General features: G+C 63.3%; 17 protein-coding genes. 5 read left to right on the forward strand and 12 right to left on the reverse strand.

The window, feature by feature from the left end:
* Positions 1 to 54: 54 nt before the first annotated feature.
* Complete coding sequence (locus tag ACFO0A_RS02775) at positions 55 to 1194, forward strand: glycosyltransferase family 4 protein (protein WP_379537452.1); 1140 nt, start codon at positions 55 to 57, stop codon at positions 1192 to 1194.
* Here the strand turns inward: ACFO0A_RS02775 and ACFO0A_RS02780 are convergent.
* The 4 genes from ACFO0A_RS02780 to ACFO0A_RS02795 are packed head-to-tail and all read right to left on the reverse strand — an operon-like array spanning position 1175 to position 6799.
* Complete coding sequence (locus tag ACFO0A_RS02780) at positions 1175 to 2416, reverse strand: hypothetical protein (RefSeq protein ID WP_379537453.1); 1242 nt, start codon at positions 2414 to 2416, stop codon at positions 1175 to 1177. The two genes, ACFO0A_RS02775 and ACFO0A_RS02780, sit on opposite strands and share 20 nt — an antisense overlap.
* A 14-nt stretch (positions 2417 to 2430) precedes the next feature.
* A complete protein-coding gene (locus ACFO0A_RS02785; RefSeq protein ID WP_379537454.1) occupies positions 2431 to 4623 on the reverse strand; it encodes a GumC family protein in 2193 nt (730 codons plus the stop codon).
* Positions 4624 to 4643: 20 nt separating this feature from the next.
* The gene (locus ACFO0A_RS02790; RefSeq protein WP_379537455.1) at positions 4644 to 5408 is read right to left on the reverse strand and encodes a polysaccharide biosynthesis/export family protein; all 765 of its coding nucleotides are present in this window, start codon (positions 5406 to 5408) and stop codon (positions 4644 to 4646) included.
* 8 nt (positions 5409 to 5416) lie between these two features.
* Positions 5417 to 6799 carry an O-antigen ligase family protein gene (locus ACFO0A_RS02795; RefSeq protein WP_379537456.1) on the reverse strand — a complete coding sequence of 461 codons (1383 nt, stop codon included), beginning with the start codon at positions 6797 to 6799 and terminating at the stop codon, positions 5417 to 5419.
* Positions 6800 to 6970: 171 nt separating this feature from the next.
* On the opposite strand from ACFO0A_RS02795, the gene gmd reads away from it, so the two are divergent.
* The 4 genes from gmd to ACFO0A_RS02815 are packed head-to-tail and all read left to right on the forward strand — an operon-like array spanning position 6971 to position 11579.
* Positions 6971 to 8035 (forward strand): GDP-mannose 4,6-dehydratase, encoded by a 1065-nt coding sequence (gene gmd / locus ACFO0A_RS02800; RefSeq protein WP_379537457.1) that lies wholly within the window; start codon positions 6971 to 6973, stop codon positions 8033 to 8035.
* 43 nt (positions 8036 to 8078) lie between these two features.
* Positions 8079 to 9146, forward strand: coding sequence for a glycosyltransferase family 4 protein (locus ACFO0A_RS02805; protein WP_379537458.1), 1068 nt, complete (start codon positions 8079 to 8081; stop codon positions 9144 to 9146).
* On the forward strand, positions 9143 to 10078 hold the full coding sequence (locus tag ACFO0A_RS02810; RefSeq protein ID WP_379537459.1) for a GDP-mannose 4,6-dehydratase: 936 nt from the start codon (positions 9143 to 9145) through the stop codon (positions 10076 to 10078). Before ACFO0A_RS02805 ends, ACFO0A_RS02810 begins: the two co-directional genes overlap by 4 nt.
* On the forward strand, positions 10065 to 11579 hold the full coding sequence (locus tag ACFO0A_RS02815) for a lipopolysaccharide biosynthesis protein (RefSeq protein WP_379537460.1): 1515 nt from the start codon (positions 10065 to 10067) through the stop codon (positions 11577 to 11579). Before ACFO0A_RS02810 ends, ACFO0A_RS02815 begins: the two co-directional genes overlap by 14 nt.
* Here ACFO0A_RS02815 and ACFO0A_RS02820 read toward each other — a convergent pair.
* Genes ACFO0A_RS02820 through ACFO0A_RS02855 form a run of 8 tightly spaced genes read right to left on the reverse strand, consistent with a single transcriptional unit; the run spans position 11576 to position 19529 of the window.
* Entirely contained in the window at positions 11576 to 12418 is an 843-nt protein-coding gene (locus tag ACFO0A_RS02820) for an FkbM family methyltransferase (protein WP_379537461.1), read from the reverse strand. The two genes, ACFO0A_RS02815 and ACFO0A_RS02820, sit on opposite strands and share 4 nt — an antisense overlap.
* Positions 12411 to 13481 carry a glycosyltransferase family protein gene (locus tag ACFO0A_RS02825; RefSeq protein ID WP_379537462.1) on the reverse strand — a complete coding sequence of 357 codons (1071 nt, stop codon included), beginning with the start codon at positions 13479 to 13481 and terminating at the stop codon, positions 12411 to 12413. The genes ACFO0A_RS02820 and ACFO0A_RS02825 overlap by 8 nt, the downstream gene beginning before the upstream one ends.
* Positions 13478 to 14677: a glycosyltransferase family 4 protein gene (locus ACFO0A_RS02830; RefSeq protein ID WP_379537463.1), complete on the reverse strand. Its 1200-nt coding sequence runs from the start codon at positions 14675 to 14677 to the stop codon at positions 13478 to 13480. Before ACFO0A_RS02830 ends, ACFO0A_RS02825 begins: the two co-directional genes overlap by 4 nt.
* Positions 14674 to 15651: a UDP-glucuronic acid decarboxylase family protein gene (locus tag ACFO0A_RS02835; protein WP_379537464.1), complete on the reverse strand. Its 978-nt coding sequence runs from the start codon at positions 15649 to 15651 to the stop codon at positions 14674 to 14676. The genes ACFO0A_RS02830 and ACFO0A_RS02835 overlap by 4 nt, the downstream gene beginning before the upstream one ends.
* A complete protein-coding gene (locus ACFO0A_RS02840) occupies positions 15648 to 16457 on the reverse strand; it encodes a class I SAM-dependent methyltransferase (RefSeq protein WP_379537465.1) in 810 nt (269 codons plus the stop codon). Before ACFO0A_RS02840 ends, ACFO0A_RS02835 begins: the two co-directional genes overlap by 4 nt.
* On the reverse strand, positions 16454 to 17647 hold the full coding sequence (locus tag ACFO0A_RS02845) for a glycosyltransferase (RefSeq protein ID WP_379537466.1): 1194 nt from the start codon (positions 17645 to 17647) through the stop codon (positions 16454 to 16456). Before ACFO0A_RS02845 ends, ACFO0A_RS02840 begins: the two co-directional genes overlap by 4 nt.
* Positions 17644 to 18591, reverse strand: a complete 948-nt coding sequence (locus ACFO0A_RS02850) for a glycosyltransferase family 2 protein (RefSeq protein ID WP_379537467.1) — start codon at positions 18589 to 18591, stop codon at positions 17644 to 17646. Before ACFO0A_RS02850 ends, ACFO0A_RS02845 begins: the two co-directional genes overlap by 4 nt.
* Entirely contained in the window at positions 18591 to 19529 is a 939-nt protein-coding gene (locus tag ACFO0A_RS02855; protein ID WP_379537468.1) for a glycosyltransferase family 2 protein, read from the reverse strand. Before ACFO0A_RS02855 ends, ACFO0A_RS02850 begins: the two co-directional genes overlap by 1 nt.
* Positions 19530 to 19532 lie beyond the last annotated feature (3 nt).

A 19532-nucleotide genomic window follows, 5' to 3' on the forward strand; every position in this document is an offset into this window, starting at 1 on the left:
CAATGCGGTGCACCTGATCTCCTGTCCGTGCAATTTTCCAAGAAACATCGCTGAATGAGTGAAAACCCGGTCTGGTTCGCCCTGGCTAGCCTCTATGCGGTCGTCCTGACGGTCGCGCTCGCCCAGTTCGCACCTCTTCTCGCAGGGCGCCTCGGGCTGATGGATCACCCCGCGGCAATCAAGCTGCACGTGCGCTCGACCCCCTTGATGGGTGGGGTCACTGTTATCGGCGTACTGCTGCCGTTGCTGCCGATTTTCATGTTCGTGTTCGAGCCTGAAGGGCTGGGCAACCGGGCGCTCAGCGTTATCGTAATCGCCACGCTGCTCGTTACCCTGATCGGCGTCATCGACGATCGTCGCGATTTGCCCGCGGCCCTTCGATTCGGGCTGGCGCTGGCAATCTTTGCCCTGGCGATGGCGATCGAGCCCCGTATTGTAATCGACCGGCTGCGCATTACCGGTCTAGGCAGTTCGCTGGCTGTGCCGGGACCGGTCGCGTTTGTATTCACCCTGATGATCCATGTGGGCTTCATCAACAGCGTGAACATGGCCGATGGCAAGAACGGCCTGGTCATCGGCCTGGTCGTCATCTGGCTGCTGTTCCTGCTTTCAGTGGGTCCGATCGGCCTCATCATCGTGGTGCTGCCGTTGCTCCAGGCGCTTGGTGTGCTGCTGGTCTACAACCTGCGCGGCAAGCTCTTCCTGGGCGACGGTGGGACCTATGGGCTCTCTGCGTTTCTCGGGATGGTCTCGATCTACGCCTACAACCTGGCCGATGGGCATGTCACCGCCGATACCTTGGCGCTGCTGTACCTGGTGCCGGGTATCGACATGCTGCGCCTGTTCTTCGTGCGCTTGATGCGCGGTCGTTCGCCGTTTGCGGGCGATCGCAATCATCTCCACCACTTGCTAGAGGATGGCTTCGGCTGGCCCGCCGGCCTCATCATCTACCTGGCTCTCGTCAGCATTCCCAACCTTATCGCGCTCGTGGCGCCGCTGTTGGTCCCGACACTGTTCGTTGGCGGCGCCCTTACATACGCGGTTCTGTACCTGGGATTGAGCCTGGATCGCCGCCGGCGTCTGGCGCGCGGGTCGTGGCGCGCTCCGGCCAGCCCGATCGACGCAGCGGTGGGCGCGACCGGACCCGTCCCAGTCGCCGATACAGGGTCTTCGGTCAGGAACCGAGACGGGTAACGGCGAAGTCGTCAAAGTAGCTGCGCGCGTCGGCGGTCAACGCGCGGGGCTCCATTCCGATCGACAGCTGCTGGACATTGCACCCGGCAGGCAGATCGACATCCCACTGCCAGCGGCTCCAGCGTTCGGGCGTGGCATCCAGCGCACTTTTTGCTAGCGGCGAGAAATTGCGACCTTGCGCACAGGTCAGACTGATTGTCAGTTCGCGCCGGCTGATATCGGAAACCGGGTAATAGCGGGCGGAGAACCGATATCGTCCGGGCGCGAGATCTAGGATCTGGCTCGCGACGGTTTCGTTGTCGCGACCGGTCATTTCGACATAGAGCGCCTTGCCCGGCCCGTCGGGCGATGGCCCGATCTCGGCGAAGCTGCCTTCGGGTAGATAGAAGGTCCAGTCAAAGGGCTGCGGCGCAACCGAGCCCTCGAAGTCGGGATTGCGGATCAGACGCTCACGGGCCGGCAGTGGCGGACGCTGCAGGGACTTCCAGCGCCCGACCAGTACGTCGCCGTCGGTACGGCCCACTTCATGGCGAAGCCAGACTCGCAATTCCGCAGGACTTGGCGGCGCCTTGGTCCGCGCGAGCCGCGTATAGAATTCATAGGCCGCGTCGCTGTTCGTCGACTGCTCGCCCAAGACGTCAAAAAAGCCGGGCCGCCATTCGGGCCGTGAAGCCAGCCGCTGGATCAACCGTTCGGTCACGCGGCGGCCGTCGGCGAGGCGGGTGAACAGCGTGAAGATCTGCGGCGACATTTCTGGCTTCTGCCGCAGGATGACTTCGGCCTCTTTCAGGAAATCCCCATACCGGCCGCGGGCATAGGTATCCGACATGAGCCAGAAATGTGACACCGGCTCGCGCAGGGTCTGCTGCCCGACAGCGGTGAAGATCGCGCGGCCGAGCGGGATGTCATTCTCGCGGATGGCAATGCTGCCCAGGGTTCGCGCGGCATTGAAATCGAGCGGCTCCCTGACCAGTGCGGCAATCGCGGCAGACTTTACTTCCGGGATGGCCGACAGGCTGCGCGCGTTCTGGACCAGAAGTTCAGCATGCTTGCTCTTCGTGGCGCCGCTCCACCCCGCGATGGACTGGGCCAGCGCAGGGTTACGGGTCGCAAGGGCAAAGGTATCGCCGGCACCAATGGCAAAGGCGGCTAGTGCCCCGGCCATGGCCACAGCCAGCTTCCAGCGCGCTGGCTGCGAAACCATTGCCTGCGTGTCGCCCATGTCCCGCCTGTCCCTCAGGACCCGAAGGCCGGCTTGCGGGCCCCGTAGCTGTAGCTGTAATTGTACGAGTAGCCGTGTTCGGCAGCTTGGAACTTCGTCAGGACGGCACCGATGATGTGCGCGTGAGCTTCCATCAGGCGACGCAGCGAACCGATCGCCGACTTGGCGGAGGTCGAGTTTGCGGCGATCACGAACACGGTAGCCGACATTGCGCTGGCAATCAGCGGAGCATCGGACAAGCCCAGGATCGGTGGCGAATCCACGACGACATATTCGAACTGCTTGCGCGCCTCGACTAGCAGGATCGACAGCGACTCGCCGGTAAGGAGCTCCGCGGGATTCGGCGGAATGGGCCCAGAGGTCACGACGGTCAGATTGTCGACAGTCGAAGGTCGCGTGACTTCAGGCAACTTCGCGTTGTGGGTTAGTAACTCGACCAGGCCATGGTTGTTGTCGATGCCCAGCATGCGGTGGACGCTTGGGTTGCGCATGTCCGCGTCGATCAACAGTACCTTCTTGCCCAGGCGGGCCAAGGTTGCGGCGATTGCGTATGCGGTCGTACTCTTGCCTTCCGAAGCGTTGGCGCTGGTGACCGCGAGGGTGCGCGGGACGCCCTCGCTCGTCGAAAAGTTGAGCGACGTCTGGATCGCGAGGTAGGCTTCCGCCAAGGCGGACGTTCGGTCCTGAAGCTCCTCCGACGGTCGTTCGACACTGACCTTGGGAACGACCCCGAGTAGAGGCAAGTCGAGCAACTTCTCCATGTCCGCTGGGGATTTGATCGCGTCGTCCAGTTGGTCCAGCACGAACGCTGCCGCCAAGCCGAAGATGACCCCGGCCAAGAGGCCTAGCAGGAGGTTCGCCAGGAGGTTCGGAGTATAGGGTGCTGTCGGCTCGAGCGCGCGATCGACCACGGCCACGTTGTTCACTCCGATCCCGCCGGCCACCCCGATCTGCTTGTAGCGTTCGAGCAGGCTGTCGTAGAGGGTCCGATTGGTGTCGGCATCGCGCTGGTAGATATTTAGCTGGATGCGCCGCCGGTTCTGGTCGAGCACGGCCGATTTCAGGCCGTTAACTTGAGCCTGCAATGCCGATTCACGGGCTGCCGCCGCACTCGCCACGGCGTTGAGCGACTGGCCGACATTGCTCCCCCGGGCATTGGCGGACTTGCGCAGCGCGTCGATCTGCTGACGCATCGCGACCATCGCCGGATAATCCGGCTTGAAGGTTGCGAGATCGCGCGAATACTGGGCCTCCAGCTGCGCCAAGCTCGTTCGGATCTGGCCGAGGGTCTGGTCGTTGAGGGCTTCGGACGAGGTGCCTGCGGCGCGCGCGGCGGCCGCCCTGGCCTGGGCCTCAATGCGGTCGGCGCGCGCCGCTGCAAGCGAGCGATTCAGGACGTCGAGATCGATCTCCGAAAGCGATTGGCCGCTTGTGTTGCCTTCCGGATCGACCTTGCGGTTGATTTCGATCAGCTGCTGGTTGTCGGCGTAATTGACGACCGCCCGTTCGGAATCCTCGAGCCGCCCGCGAACCTTGGCCAGCTCGGTTTCCAAAAACTTGCGTGCATATCCGGTGGCATCGTACCGACGCTGTAGGTTGAGGGTGATGAACGCCTCGGCGACCGCATTGGAGACCTGCGCCGCCACGCGCGGCGAAGGCGCGTCGAAATCAACTTCGACCAGGCCCGAATTGCGGACCGGCGTGACCTGGAGATGCTGCTCCAGAAGCCCGACGGCGCGATCGAGACGCGTCTGGCGGGGCAGTGACGAAATTTCGGCGGGGTCTTGGCCCGAATAGCCGGTGAGGAATTCGAGGTTGTCGGCCAGCCGCAGCTTCCTGGCGGCTTCCAGCGCAACCGACCGGCTCTGGAGAAGGCCGTACTGGGTCTGGTAGAACTCGGTCCCGGAAACCGCCGATTCCGGCTGGATGTCCTCGCCGCTACTCACCACGCGCGAGCTTTCGCGCTGGATCTGCAGGACTGTCTTGGCCCGGAAGAGCGGCGTGGCGGAGAAAGTGTAAGCCAGTGCCCCCAAGACCGCCACCAGCAGTGCCGCAAGGATGATCCATTTGCGGCGCCGGATGATCGTCGCGTACTGGCCGAGCTGGCTGTCCTCGGAGCGGTCAAACGAAAGCCGTTCGGACCGGATCTCGAGCGGGCGGACGAACTGGTCGACGTCGCTTTCGCCCGTAAGGGATGAGGAAACCATCAGGAGCTCCGCTTACGCAATCAAAGGATTTGGTAGAAAAGGCCGAGGACCGGCGTCAACGGCGCCAGGTCGCGCAGCAATGTGCGGTTGCTGTCGCTGCCCACGACGATCCGGTCGTTGGGGTATACGGCGGGATCGTCTGCGCGGCCGCCACTGATTGCCCTGAGATCGAACCGCGCTGCCATGCGCTTGCCCTGGACGGTGCGGAACACGACGACTTCGTCCAGACGGGCGGTGTCGCTGGTGCCGCTGGCCTGGGCGATCGCGTCTGTCAGCGTCTCATTGCCCACCGCGGGATAGATACCGGGCCGCGTGACGCCCCCGTAAATGGTGAATCGCTGGCTCACCGGCTCCGTGATTGCCACGCTGACCTGAGGGTTTTGAAGATAGCGCTGGCTAAGCCGGGTCTGGATGGACGCGGCCAGTTCGGCGGGCGTGAGGCCCAGCGCATCAACAGTTCCGATCAGCGGAAAGACGATCCTGCCATTGCCATCGACGACTACAGTCCGTTCGAGGTCGGAAATGCCGAGTACGACGATATTAATCTTGTCCCCCGGCCCGATCCGCGCTTCGCGGGCGGTGCCATATAGATCCTCGGCGCCGGGTTCGGGCAGCGTTTCGGTCACCGCGACGCGACTCGCGGCGGCGGGATCGAAATTGGGCTTGCCGCAGGCCGAAAGGGCGAGCGGCAGCGCCAGCGCAAGACTCAGGTGGCGCCACAGCGGCAACCGCACCAGCATAGGCATCGAATCCAATTCCTCCGAGAAACCGATGGCGGTCAGCATTGAACCGCTCATCCTTCGTCTTCGCGACGCTTCAATGGAGACGCCCCGCCAACGGTGAGCGCCAGAAGCAACGCGAAGGTTGCCGATGCTGCTGCACCGCGCAACGGATAGTCCACCAGCGAGTGGCCAAGCAAGACAATGATGCCATAGGCCAGAACCGCCAGCCGGAGCCAGCCCAGCGAGCGCTCACCTTCGAGTGCCTCAGGATGGCGCGCAGCGTTCCCCAACGTACGGCCGATCAGGACCACCCATCCGATCAACACGACAAGGCCGAGCAGGCCCGCCTCGATGACGACCTGCGCCAAGTCGTTGTGGGCGTTGTTGAGGTAGTTCGCGCTCATCTTTTCGTAGTTTTCGAATGCCCGGTAGGTCGCGTCGAAGCTGCCAAGCCCTGTCCCGAAGGGGAATGAGGCGGCTATCATGCGCAGATAGACTGGCACCAGCGCCAGTCGCCCATCGGTGCCGACCTGGTCGGTCTCGGCCAGATGCTGAAACAGAGGCGTGCGTACCAACACCAGTCCGGCAACCGCGATCGCCAGAGCCAGTCCGGAAATCGCGAAGCCGCGTGCGCGCCGCGGAATGGGGAGCCGCAGGAGGATCATGAAGGCGCTGAGCAGCAGCGCGATCGCGGCGGCGCCATAAGCCGCGCGTGAAAAGCTGGCGATCGCGCCCGCGATAAGGAGCAGGGCCACGCCGCCACCCAGAACGAGCGGTCCGTAGGACGCCTCGCGCCGCTTCAGGTCGAACCGCAAGCCTAGGTAGACCGCGATCGGCGCGCACAAGGCGACGAACGTTCCAAAATGATTGGCATTACTGAAAAAGCCGACGGCCGCATCGTCGTTCGTGATCGCATAGAAACGCAGCTTGCTGCCGGTACCGCCGGATACCTGCAGCAAGCCGAGAAGCGCCGAAATGCCGGCGAACGCCACAAGCCAGCCGAGGATGCGATTGGCCTGGGCAGCAGGCAGGTCACGGGCGGCGAGATAGACGGCCAGGGCTGGAGCGAAGGCGAAGCCGCTGCTGATAGTTCTTGAAGGGGTCAGGCTGAGCGGCAGCCATGGCGACTGGCCGAACAGCCCCAGCAGGTGCGCAGGATATTCATGCGCCGGCAGCTGGCGCCATATTTGCGGTGGCAGCGGCACCAATTGCACGACCGCGATCAGGAAGAGACCCGCGATGCAGGCCTTTTCCAGAAAGGATAGCCGGCGCCTCCCCGGCGTGACGGCAAGCAACGCCAGCACCACAAGCGCTGCCAGCATGGGCAGCACCGGAGCGAAGACGTCGAACCGCGTGGCGCCACCGAACAGCCATGCCGACACGAGCACGAACAATGTCAGGTTCGCCAGGGTCCGGGCACCGAACCCCTGCTGTACTTGCTTGAAAATGGACATTTCTCGTATTTTGGCGGCAATCGTGGCGCGCCATAGCGCAGACATTGGTTAAAGCAAACGCCTCCCGCGGTCACAACTTGATTTACGTGACCAGTTGGCTAGCCGTTGCGGCTGCCTTCAGGTGTTTTCCCGTGCCGCCAGGCGACCGTTCATTCACAGAAAGAATCCCACTTGAAGAAAGCAATCATTACCGGGATTACCGGTCAGGATGGTTCGTATCTGGCCGAGCAACTGCTTGAAAAAGGCTATGAGGTGCATGGTTTGCGCCGCCGCAGTTCCAGCTTTAATACCGGGCGGATCGAGCACGTCTATCGCAGCGCGCAAGACCCCGAAACGCACCTGGTCCTTCATTATTTCGACCTGACGGACAGTTGCAACGCCGCCCGCCTCATCGCCCAGATCGAACCGGACGAGATTTACAACCTGGCAGCCCAAAGCCACGTTGCCGTAAGTTTCGAGACGCCCGAATACACAGCCAACGCGGATGCCCTGGGCACGCTGCGGCTGCTCGAGGCGATCCGCACCGCCGGGCTGGGCGACTGCACCCGGTTTTACCAGGCCTCGACTTCGGAGATGTTCGGACTTGTCCGTGAAAGCCCGCAAACCGAACGCACGCCCTTCTACCCCCGCAGCCCTTACGGCATTGCCAAGCTGTATGCCCACTGGATCACGGTCAACTACCGCGAGGCGTACGGAATGTTCGCGTCCAGCGGCATCCTGTTCAATCACGAGAGCCCTCGCCGCGGCGAAACCTTCGTTACGCGCAAGATCACGATGGCCGTTGCCGCGATCAAGGCAGGTCTTGCCGAATGCCTCAACCTGGGTAATCTGGATGCGGAGCGCGACTGGGGTCACGCCCGCGACTATGTCGATGGCATTTGGCGGATCCTCCAGCATGATTCCGCGGACGACTTCGTGATCGCCACCGGAGAGACCCACAGTGTTCGCAGTTTCGTCGAACGCGCTTTCGCCCGCGCGGAAATGCCCATTGAGTGGGCGGGAACCGGCATTGAGGAAACAGGGCAGTGCCGCAGGACGGGCCGGACCCTTGTCAGGATCGATCCGCGCTACCTTCGCCGGGCCGAAGTCGACCATTTGCGGGGCGACGCCAGCAAGGCACGCCAGGTTCTGGGATGGCGTCCGACCGTCTCATTCGGCGAACTGGTTGACGAAATGGTCGATGCCGACATTGCGCTTCTTGCCCGCAAGCGGCAAAGGGACGCGCCGGCCGCATAGTGAGAATCCTGTTTTGAAGCGAAATATGCGGATACTGGTGCCGTTGACCGATGCATTCGGCGGCAGTGGCGGCATAGCCCTCTACAACCGCGATGTTCTCAAGGCGATGTCGGACAGCCCTGAGGTTGCCAGCGTCGTTGCGCTGCCGCGCATTGCCGGACCCTTCACCGAGCCCTTGCCGCCTCGTGTGGAGTGGCGGGAGGAGGCGGCGCGCGGATCGCTCCGCTATGTCGCGGAATGCATGATGAGCGTGATCAGGCGGCGGCCGATCGACGTGATCTGGTGCGCCCACGTGAACCTGTTGTCGCTTTGCGCGGTCCTTTCGCGGCTTGCCGGCGCAAGGCTCATCCTGGCGATCTATGGCGTCGAGGCGTGGGAGCCGTTCGAACGCAAGTCGTCCATTCCGGCCTTGCGCAGGGTCGATCGGGTGGTGTCGATCAGCCGCTACACGGCCGACCGCTTCCGCGAATGGTCCAACTTCGACGAATCGCGCATTTCGATCGTCGCCAATGCAATCGACCTCTCGGCATATTCCGACGGAGGCCGGGACCCGAACCTGGTACAGAGGTACGACCTCGCAGAACGCGAAGTGGTGATGATTCTGGGTCGAATGCATCCTTCAGAGGGCAAGAAGGGGTTTGACGAGTTGCTGGAGGCGCTGCCACTCATTCGCGACCGCCGCCCGGGCGTACTTGCGCTGGTTGCCGGCGAGGGCGACGATCGGCCCCGGCTCGAGGCCAAGGCAGAAGCCCTGGGGATCGCCGACGCCGTCCGGTTCACCGGGCAGGTTCACGAAGCCGAAAAAGCCGCGCACTACCGGCTTGCCGACGCCTACGTGCAGCCGAGTCGCCAGGAAGGGTTCGGCTTCGTTCATCTCGAAGCGATGGCTTGCGGCACCCCCGCGGTTGCCAGCATCGCCGACGGTGCCCGGGAAGCGGTGCGCGACGGCATGATCGGAAGGCTGATCGATCCATCCGATCCGGATTCTATAGTCAGCCAGACGATCCTGGCGCTCGATGACGCCCGGGGTGTGCCGGAAGGTCTCGCGCACTTCGCATATCCGCGTTTCGCCGGCGAGATCGCCGCGGTGCTGCGGGGCGTCGCACGTTGAGCGAGCCCGGCTGCGATGTCCTGGTCATCGGGGCGAGCGGGCAGGACGGCCCCTATGTGATGAGCGCTGCACGGCGCGCCGGACTTACGCCGCTGGGCACCTCGCGGCATGGGGCGAATGGCTTGATCCAGCTCGACCCGCACGATCACTCCGCGGTAACCCGCCTGCTCGATCGTCTGCGACCGGAGCGGCTGTTCGTTCTCGCCGGCCAGAGTTCGGTGGGCCGGTCGTACGATTGCCCGGCAGAGACCGTCCGCTCGCACACCATCCCACTGCTCAATTGCCTGGAATGGGTGCGCCTTCACGGGCCGCAGACGCGGCTGGTCTATACCGCCAGCGGCGAGAGTTTCGGCCCCCGCGAAGCCGGACGGCCCGCAGTCGAGACGGATGAATTTACGCCTGTCAGTCCCTATGCCTCAGCCAAGACAATGGCCGCGGTCTTGCTGGACAACTATCGTCGCACCTACCGCCTCCACGCCTCGAACGCCTTTTTGTTCAACCACGAGAGTGCAAGGCGCGGGACCGACTTCGTCTTTGGCAAGCTCCTGGCGGGATTGCGGGTCCTTGCCGAGGGCAGCATGACCGACCGGGTCCAGATGGGTGACCTGTCGGTGAGACGGGACTGGGGTTACGCTCCCGATTACTGCGAAGCGCTGCTGCGCATGAGCGACCTGGCGACCCCGCAGGACTTGATCCTGGCCACGGGCCACAGTGTCCAGCTGGCCGATGCTGTCGAGGCACTCGTCGCTGCGGCAGGGCTGACGATGGAATCCGCAGTAGTCAGCGGCTCGCAGCAGGTGCAGGCCTATCGTCCGCGCGACGAGCAGTACGCCGACCCCTCGCTTGCCGTCAGAACGATCGGCTGGGAATGCTCGACCCCGTTCCCAGCGCTGGCGGAAAAGCTTATCAACCCGCCCGATGAGTACCTTTAACCGGATCGGGCGCGAATACGTCGCGCAAGTCGCGGCGTTCGTCGTAGCGCTCTCCGACCGCCTTTTCATTCCCGCAGTATTTCTCCGCACCTTGGGAGTTGCCAGCTTTTCGGCCTGGTCGGTGGCGATTGCCGCTGGCGCGTTCGTGAGCGTCCTCGAATTCGGGGTCACCCGTTTCTATACCAATCGCCTGATCGCCCTGGTGGAACAGAACGATCATCAGGCGGCGCATCGCATGTATCGCGAAGCCCTTACGATGATCGCGGTATTGGTCATTTTCGCCCTGACGGTGATTGCCGTCGGGTTCGGCTATTTTGTCCGGGGCGTCGGAGACCCGGTGCTGGATCGTCAGCTTCCCTTCATCGCCATCCCGATTACCCTCGCCGCGGCGGTCCTGCAGTTGCTTGCCGTGCGCCAGGCGCTTTATCGCGCACACCGCAACTTCGCGGTAGAAACCTGGATCCGGCTTGGCGGGGAAGCTGCCCGGATTGCCGCGGTGGTTCTTGGCGCCCTGACAGGCATCGGCCTGCTCGAGATCGCGTGGGTGTGGCTCGGGGCAACGATCGCATTCGTGTTCGTTCCATTTTCGGTGCACACCCGCCTGCTGTATCGTGGCTTTGCCGACCGGATCGGACTGCCGCGAGGCGCGGAGTTCGTCAGCATGTCGCGGCTTGCGCCGGGGTTGTGGCTGCAATCGATGTTCATGACGCTCTACGCCACGCTTCCGGTTATGGCGATCGGGGCATTGACAGCCGCGCCGGCTCTTATCGCCCAGTTCGTCTTGATGCGGACCATCGCCAATTTCGTGCGCCAGATCCTGCAGATGTTCGCGAACGTATTCGGCATCGAACTGGCGCGGCGTCATGCTGTCGGCGACCATGCTGGATTTGCCCAAGTCTTCGGCGAGACCAACCGCTTTCTTGCGGTGCAGACCGCAGTGGCCACCGGCGCGCTGTTTGTCCTTGGTCAGCCGCTGTTCACGGTCTGGACGGGCAAGCCTGAGCTGTTCGACGAAACCATGCTGCTGTTCGCCGTTCTCCCGCCGGTTCTGATGCCGGCAACGATGTTGTCGATTGAAGCGCTGGCATACGCCAACCGGCCTTGGCCGATCGTTCGCGGGCGCGTGGTCCAGCTGGTGGTCAGCGTCGCGCTGTTCTTTGTTCTGCCGGCACAGAATCCCGCGTTGAGGATGACCGAGGCTCTGGCGATCGGAGAGATTGTGGGTCTTTCATTCCCGCTCATGATAGCGATTGGCCGGTTCAATCCGCTGATCCGGATGCGCAGCGCGGCCATGCTGCTGGTTTACAGCGGATTGGCTTTCGCGGTGACCGTGGCGATGGTGGCGCCCGTCTGGCTGTGCCCCGAGCTGGGAACGTTGGCGCGTGTGGCTTTGGGCGGCGCGATGGCGACGGTATCGCTGGTCACGTGCCATGCGCTGTTTGGCATGACCGCAGTTCGGCGCCGGTCGATCGTCGGCATGGTCCAGCGCGCGCTTGGTTAACCGCCTGCCGCTTCCAGCGTGTTGCTGACCGACCAGCGCATTTCGCGACAAAGCGGTGCATGAGCGGCTGGGGGAGAAACCAGCGCGTAATTGTCTTCGAAAAATCGGTCGCACTCGGGATTCCAGCGATCGAACAATTCGATCCCGTCGGGCGCCACACGGCCGACGCGATAGCCGGTCTTTTCGGCAAGGCCGAACACATCCAGCAGCGAGCGACGCGCCGCTAGCCACCGGCTGTTGTATTCGAACTGCACGACGCCGATCTGCCCTGCTGCGAGCATCGGTTCAAATCCGCTGAGCACGGCAAAATCATGCCCTTCGGTATCGATCTTGAGCAGGTCGATGTATCCGATTCCGTGCGATTGCGCGACCTGCGCGCCTGGCTCCACCGGGACCTCGATCGTCGTTACACTGGGATTATGGCTGCCGATCTCGAGACTGTTCGTGCCCGCCGTCGGCCCCACCAGGGCAAACGGAGCCGTGCCGCTGCGGTCGGACAGGGCAATGCCGTGGACGACAAGCCCGGGCACTGCAGCGAATTGCTCCCGGAGATGTGCCGCCGCGTGAGGAGCTGCCTCGAACAAGTGGAGTGCGGCATGTCTCTGGAGTTGCGCCAGGCAGGCCAGCGCCGCTTCGGACCATTCACCCCGATTCGCGCCGACGTCGAACAGGACGGGTGACCGGTCTTCGACCTGCTTCAGGACGCGCGCGATCAGCGCGGCCTCGCCGTTGCTCGCTATATCGTTCGTGTCCTTCTCGCCCCGCGCGCGCATGTAGAGCGCCCGCCCGATCCGCCAGGCGCGGTCACGCCCCAGCAGGCCAATGATGCGCTCAATCATGGACTTGCCACCCCGCCTTGCGAGAAAGTTCCTTCTCGATGAACGATCCGATCTCATGGCCGCGCGATACGTAGCTGTATGCCGGGACCGCGCGCTTGAGCGCGGCAGCCGCCAATCGTGCGCACAGCTGTTCGTGGCCCAGCGCCTGTTCGATCCGGCCGGCCAACTCCTCCACGTCGGTGAAGCCGAGATATTCCGTGTCGCGCTCGTACCATCGGGCGATCTCGCCGTTGTCGATGTGCAGCATCGGTACTCCACAGGCTGGGATTTCGAAACTGCGCGCAGAAACCTGATCCTCCCAATCGAACTGGCCATGCGGCCCCATATGGAAGGCCAGGGCAAGCTTCGCCTGACCCAGCGCCGCGGCCATTTCGTCGCCCGTGCGCTTGCCGAGGACCGTGATGTTGGGTGTCAGCGGTCGCGCTTCCCAACCGGCCCCCGCCACGGCAAATCGGCGCGCAGGTAGCCGGCCTGCGACAGCCGTCAGGAGCTGGTGCTTGTAGGCCGAGGTATTGCCGACGTAGATCGCGTCGAAAGAGGGTGCGGGTGCGGGGATCGGCCGATGCAGCAGCGGACAATAGCCATGCTCGACATGAGCCAGCGCGAGCTTGGGATAACGCGTCCTGAGATGATCCAGCTGATGCTGCTTAGTCGTGATGACCGCGTCATATTCAGCGAACACGGCCTCGTCGAAGCCTGAATGCGAAAAATCGAAGTCGGGAAACCAGTTTGCAAGCCACGCGCCCCGCGCGCGTAACGACCTCAAGGTGGCAGCACGCAGCCAGCTGGCCTTCAGCACCAAGATTGCGTCGAAGCCGATCGCGCCGTGCAGGGTGAGCACCGAGCGATTGAGTTCCCGCTCTCCCAGTGCGGTCAGGGCGCGCTGGGCGAGCTTTGCCGGTAGCCCCTGGACCCCGAGGATATATGGCTCGGTTTCGTCAAGTTCCGTGACCCGCCACCCGCGTTCCCTTAGCGCAGTGGCGAAATGCGGTGCGGGATTCGCCGGGTTGAGCCGGCCTACGACGGCAATGGCCGGCGCGGCCCGGTTGCCCCACGCGCTCATGTCGCCGATTGCAGTGCCGCACGCAGGCCTGCAACACAGCGATCATAGTTCCACGCCTCGATGCGGGCGAGACTGGCGCGGCCCATCGCGGCGCGGCGCTGGGGATCGGCCACGAGATCGCGCAGGGCGGCGGTAAGGCCTTCAACATCGCCCGCATCGAAGACGCGCCCGTTTTCTCCGTCGACGACGAGATCGGCCACCGAACCGATCTCGCGGCTCGCGACGATGGGCAGTCCGCCGCACATCGCCTCGTTGACGATCAGGCCCCAAGGCTCGGCCTCGGACGGCAGGACGAAGATATCCGAGGCGCCGAACAGACGGGGAAGCTCGGTCTGGTTGGCAAAGCCGGGGAAGATCACTGGGGCACCGGGAAGGTCGCGGGCCTGCGCCTTCAGTTCGGCCTCCATCTCACCCGCGCCGACCATCAGGATGTCCAGATCAAGCCCGGATGCGCGCAGGCGCCGCGCCGCCTCGATCAGATCGTCGGGATGCTTGCGGGCCATGAACTTGGACGCATAAAGGACCGTCGGAACACCATCGCGCAGGCTTAGCCGGGCGCGCAGCGCAGCTCTCTCGGCGGGTTCGAGCCGGGCTTGCGCAATCATCCGGTCATTGTCGACAGTATAGGGAAAATCGAAGATTTTCGACTCAGGCACCTGCATCGCCCGGTAGAACTCGCGGTTGCGCGAGCCGATGGCAAGGAAGCCGTCCAGCTGGGAATAATAGCGCGGCATGATGGCATTGCGCAGACCCAACCGACGCTCGGAAAACGGCAGGCCAAGATGGGTTTCGCCGCGGCTGAAGACCGGAATTCCCTTTAGCTTGGCTGCGATCGTCGCCAGATGGTTGGCGCCGAAATTATGGCCGTGAATGACGAGCGCGTCGAGCCGGCCCCGCCATACGGCACGCATCACATCGGGCGCGAGCATGCGAAGCGGCCCCGGCGCAAGCTTGCGCTTGCGGGCACCGGCAACAAAGACGGGGTCGGTTCCTTCGAGGAGGTCGATGTCCCAAGTCAGCTTCTGGCGGAAGCCGGGATCGAAATCGCCGCGAATGCTGTGATCGGTCAGGTAGATCGGAACCGCTTCCAGGTCCTCGCTCGCGTTGATCCGGCAATAGAGCGGCACGAAGTACTGGATCGGATGCGAGTTGACGAACCCGATCCTGCGCCTGCGGGCTGGAAACTGCGCCTTCATACGGCCGCTGACTGCAGGTCCTTCAACCGTTCCCGAAAATATGCGATCGTGCGCTCGAGCCCCTGATCCAATTCGATCGACGGCGCCCAGCCAAGGATTTTCCGGGCCCTGGTTATGTCGGGCCGTCGCTGGCGCGGATCGTCTTGGGGAAGCGGTTCGTTGATCATCGGCACCGAAGATCCGGTCTGCGCAAGAACCTTTTCGGCCAGTTCGATCATCGAGAATTCCGACGGATTGCCCAGATTGATCGGGCCGCTAACCGTGTTGTCGGTATCCATCAGGCGCACGAAGCCGTCGATCAGGTCGTCGACATAGCAGAACGACCGGGTTTGGCTGCCATCGCCGTAGATCGTGATCGGCGTGTCGTTCAGGGCCTGGACGATGAAATTGGAAACAACCCGCCCATCGGCATGGTGCATGCGCGGTCCGTAGGTGTTGAAAATCCGCGCGACCTTGATCTGCAGACCCATCTGGCGATGATAGTCGAAAAACAGCGTCTCGGCGCAGCGCTTGCCCTCGTCATAGCAGGAGCGGATGCCGATCGGGTTGACGTTGCCCCAATAATCCTCGGTCTGGGGGCTGATGCTGGGGTCGCCGTATACTTCGCTGGTCGATGCCTGAAAGATCTTGCACTTCAGCCGCTTTGCCAGCCCCAGCATGTTGATCGCGCCGTGGACGCTGGTCTTCGTGGTCTGCACCGGGTCATGCTGGTAGTGTACCGGGGAGGCGGGGCAGGCCAGATTGTAGATTTCGTCGACCTCGACAAAAAGCGGGAAAGTCACGTCGTGCCGCATGAATTCGAACAGCGGGTTGGCCGCTAGATGCGCGATGTTGCGCTTGGATCCGGTGAACAGGTTGTCGAGGCAGATCACTTCATGACCATCGGCCAGCAGACGATCGCATAGATGCGAGCCGAGGAAGCCTGCACCCCCCGTAACGAGGATGCGCTTTCGGCTGTCGTAAAGTCGGGTCATGGGGTGAGATCAGTCCTTTGGATCGGCGCGCGCGGGGGGACGCGTGCCTCTAGCGGAACGTCCCCGGAGTGTAAATTGATGTCCATCGCCAAGGATTTGCGCAGGATATGGATCATTACGGGATCCAGCTCGACGTCGGTGGCAAATGCGAACTGCACCGTCCGGATGATTACCCTGCGCAGATAGCCGCGGATGGCGGTGACGATGCGGTGCGCCAGGCGGCGGTGCCGGGCAAAGGTTGCGCCGGTGTATCGCCAGGTTTCCAGACCGCTGCCCAGCGCCAGTTGCTCCACCTTGAGCTCGGACAAGGCGACCTTGTGGGTCACGTCGCCGTGCTGGGCAATCAGGCCGAACGGGCTCTGCCCGTTGGGGTAGCGCAGGACGACGAAGCCTCCGGGGCGGAGGGCCCTGGCAATCGCGAAGAGCTTGCGGCGGATGACGGTTTCCTCGAGGTGTTCGAACACGTCGATCGCGACGACGATGTCGAGCGAGTCCGGAGCCAGCGCGCCGCTTTCCTCGAAAGAGGGATCGACAAGCGTGATTCCCGCTTTCTCTGCCGCGGACAGGCTTTCGCGCGTCAGTTCGCAGCCGGAGACTTCGGCACCCCGTTCGCGCGCCCAGGCGAGGAGGGCGCCCTGGCCGAAGCCGATTTCAAGGAGGGCCTTGCCGCGCAGATCTATCCCGGCAAGGTCGCGGGCGAACCGGTCGTGATCGAGTGCCTCGCACACGAAGAACTTCTGCCAGCCCTTCCATTCGATGTAATCTGCGTAAAGCGATGCATCCAGCGGCTTCTCGTCAGCGGTCACCGTCGTTCTCCCGCCAACGCCGCTGGCACTGTCGGTTGCGGCGTTCCGGTCGCTGCTCCCAGCCACGTTCTCCACGTCGCAATTGCATCCTGGTTCGCAACGAAACGCTCGGCACGCTGCCTCGCTCCCGCCCGCCAGCATGCCCGCTCAGCGGAAGACAGGACAGCAAATTGGTCGATTGCCTCGGCTACGGCCTGGGGATCCTCGCTCGCCCGGTTGAAGCCAGCCCGGTCGGGCTCAAGTCCGTTCCACGGGGTATGGAGCCCGGTCAGGACCGGCGTGCCGCTGGCCAGCGCCTCGAAGATCGTGTGCCCGAAGTTCTCGCTTGCCGAAACATTGATGAACAGATCGGCCCGAGCATAAGCGGCCGCGGCATCGCGGTTCGCCACCGGCCCCAGCACCTCCACCGAAACGTGGGGCGGTAGCGCCGCGATCTGCGCCTGGCACAGTTTCCAGTAATCCTGATCGTGGACCGGACCATGAATGGCCATCAACACGGGCCGCTCAACGATGGCCAGGGCATTGAGAGCGTTGTGCAGCCCCTTGACCGGACTGATCCGTCCCAGAAACAGCAGCCGCAGCGCCTGAGTCGGCGCGGGCTGGTGCCGGGGGAGCGGCTCGATCCCGCGCAGGTTGTTGGCATCGAGGATCGCAGCCCCGGGCATCGCGCGCCGTACATCGGCCGCCTCCCCGGCACCGGTGACGTGCATTGTCACTCCCCCGAGCAGGCCCGTCAGCCCCAGCGCACCGCGCAGCACGCGCTTGCGACGGGCATGGATGGCAAGTGCTCCCGAAGCGAACTCGCCTCTGGTCGAAAGAAGCACCGGCACGTCCGGCAGTCGCCCCAGCCGCCGGGCAAGCAGGGCCGGTAAGGTGAATTCGCGATCCCAGACGCTGTTCAGCCACAGCCGGTCGGGCCGGCAGGCGCGGACGGCGGAGATCAGCCCGCGCGCACCAAGCGGCCCGACCTCGCAGAAGGTGATTCCTCCCCAGGGCATGGCGAGGCGCGTGCCGGAGGCAATGCGCGGGCGCTCTACCGGCGCGCCGTTGCGTGCAAACAGTTCGAACCGCACGTCGTGTTTGAGAAAGTCGGCGATCTGGCGCACGCTTTGCACAGGTCCGCTCGAATCATTTTCGGGCCAGGCCGCGCCGATCAGCACCGCCACGGTCGGGATCGCATCGGGGATCATATCTCTGCCAGATCGATGCCATAGACGCGCCCGAGCCAGTCCTTGAACGCAGGAGTTCCACCCTCGCGCAAAACGGCCCGGGCCTCGTAGATTTTCACGTCGACGAGGAAGAAGTTCCACAGGCCTTGAAAGAAGTGGAAGAGGAACCCCGCGCGTCCATCCAGGAAGCCCAGCGCGAAGACGTAGCGATAGACGAAATAGCCGATGGCACGGACAAACAGCGGGGATGGCGAATAGACCATCTGCCGCAGGATTCGCTTACGGCGCACGTGCCGATTGAGCTGGCTGAGATCGATCTCGGCGGCCCGGTTCATTTCTCCCAGGATCGTCTGCACCATCTGCCGGGTGGTGTAGCCGTTGTGTTTGGCCGTCCACCAGCCGATGTCATTCAGGTTTTCGTCGATGATTGCGCCCTTTGCGATCTGCCGGGTCTCCCCCCGTTCCACGAGAACCTGCTCGTCCATCCACCGAGCCTCGATCCGCGCCATGCCGGTTCGCCACAGTCGGGTGAGGAAGACCTGGCCTATGCCGCCGAATCGCAACTGGCGTCCGGCAAAGACCACGCCGCGGCGAAGCGAAAAGGCGCTGATCTCAGCCGTAGCGGTCGTTGTCGCAGCGCGGATGGCATCAAGGCCAGCCGCATCCACGTATTCGTCGGCATCGATCCGCAGAATCCATCCCGTAGTGACGTTTGCCGCCTCCATCCCCCAGTTGAACTGCGCGGCATGGTTGACGAAAGGATGCACCAGCACCTCGGCGCCAAGATCCGAGGCGATTTCCCGCGTGCGATCGGTGGAAAAGCTGTCGATGATCAGCACGCGCTTCACGTGATTGCGAATTCGCTCGATGCACCGGGCGATGTGGATCTCTTCGTTGAAGGCGATGACGATTACCGTCACATCCATCGGCGGGAGGGCCGGCGAGACCGGACGAACGGTTGCCATTAACCGTTGGCCATCGGGCGCGCCAGCGCAACGCCAAGCGTTTTCTCGTAATGCAGAACGAGTCCGTCAATGCCCTCATCGGCGACGATCTGACGGGCTTCATGAATCTTCACGTCGATCAGCATGTAATACCAGAAGCCGTGAAGGAAGTGCCAGATCAGGCCCAGCTTCCCGTCAAGGAACCCCAGCAACACGAAGTACCGATAGAACCAGTAAAGCGCAGGGCGCAGGAAAAGCGGAAAACGCGCGTAGATGCGGTTGCGCAGAAAGCGTTTGAACCGCGCGCGCCGTGGCAACATGGCTCCTTTCGTGGCAACCTGGTGGTCGGGGCTGTGCTGCAACATCATGAAATCGATGACGTGGCGGCTTGCGTAACGGTTATGCTTGTCCGTCCACCAGCCGATCGAGTTCAGGTTTTCGTCGACGAGATTGCCGCGAGCACGGGTGATCTTGCCGCTCACCGTCGTTCGTTCGTCCATCCAGCGCTGTTCGACGCGGCCCTTGCCGGTCCGCCACAGCCGGAGAAGGTCAGTCGAATAGTAGCCTCCGAAGCGGAGGTGCTTGCCCTTGAAGATCACCTTGAGCCGCAGTTCCACTCCCGCGACGTCGTCGCTAAGCCGGGGCATGTCGCGATGCAGCCAACGTAGCGCTTCGTCATCGAGATATTCGTCGCAATCGAGCCGCAGCACCCACGCCGTGTCGATCTGAACGGCATCGAGCGCCCAGTTGAATTGCTGCGCCTGGTTGACGAAGGGATTTTGCAGGGTCTCGGCGCCCATCGCCTGGGCCCGGGCGATGGTGTCGTCGGTCGAAAAGCTATCGACGACGACCACGCGGCGAACATGGTCGCGTATGCGACCGATACAGCGTTCGACGTGGATCGCCTCGTTGAAGCTCAGCACGATTACGGTGATGTCGAGAGGCGCGGGAACGGACACGGA

Origin of the sequence: Novosphingobium tardum (assembly GCF_042652045.1) — a bacterium.
GTDB lineage: Bacteria > Pseudomonadota > Alphaproteobacteria > Sphingomonadales > Sphingomonadaceae > Novosphingobium > Novosphingobium tardum.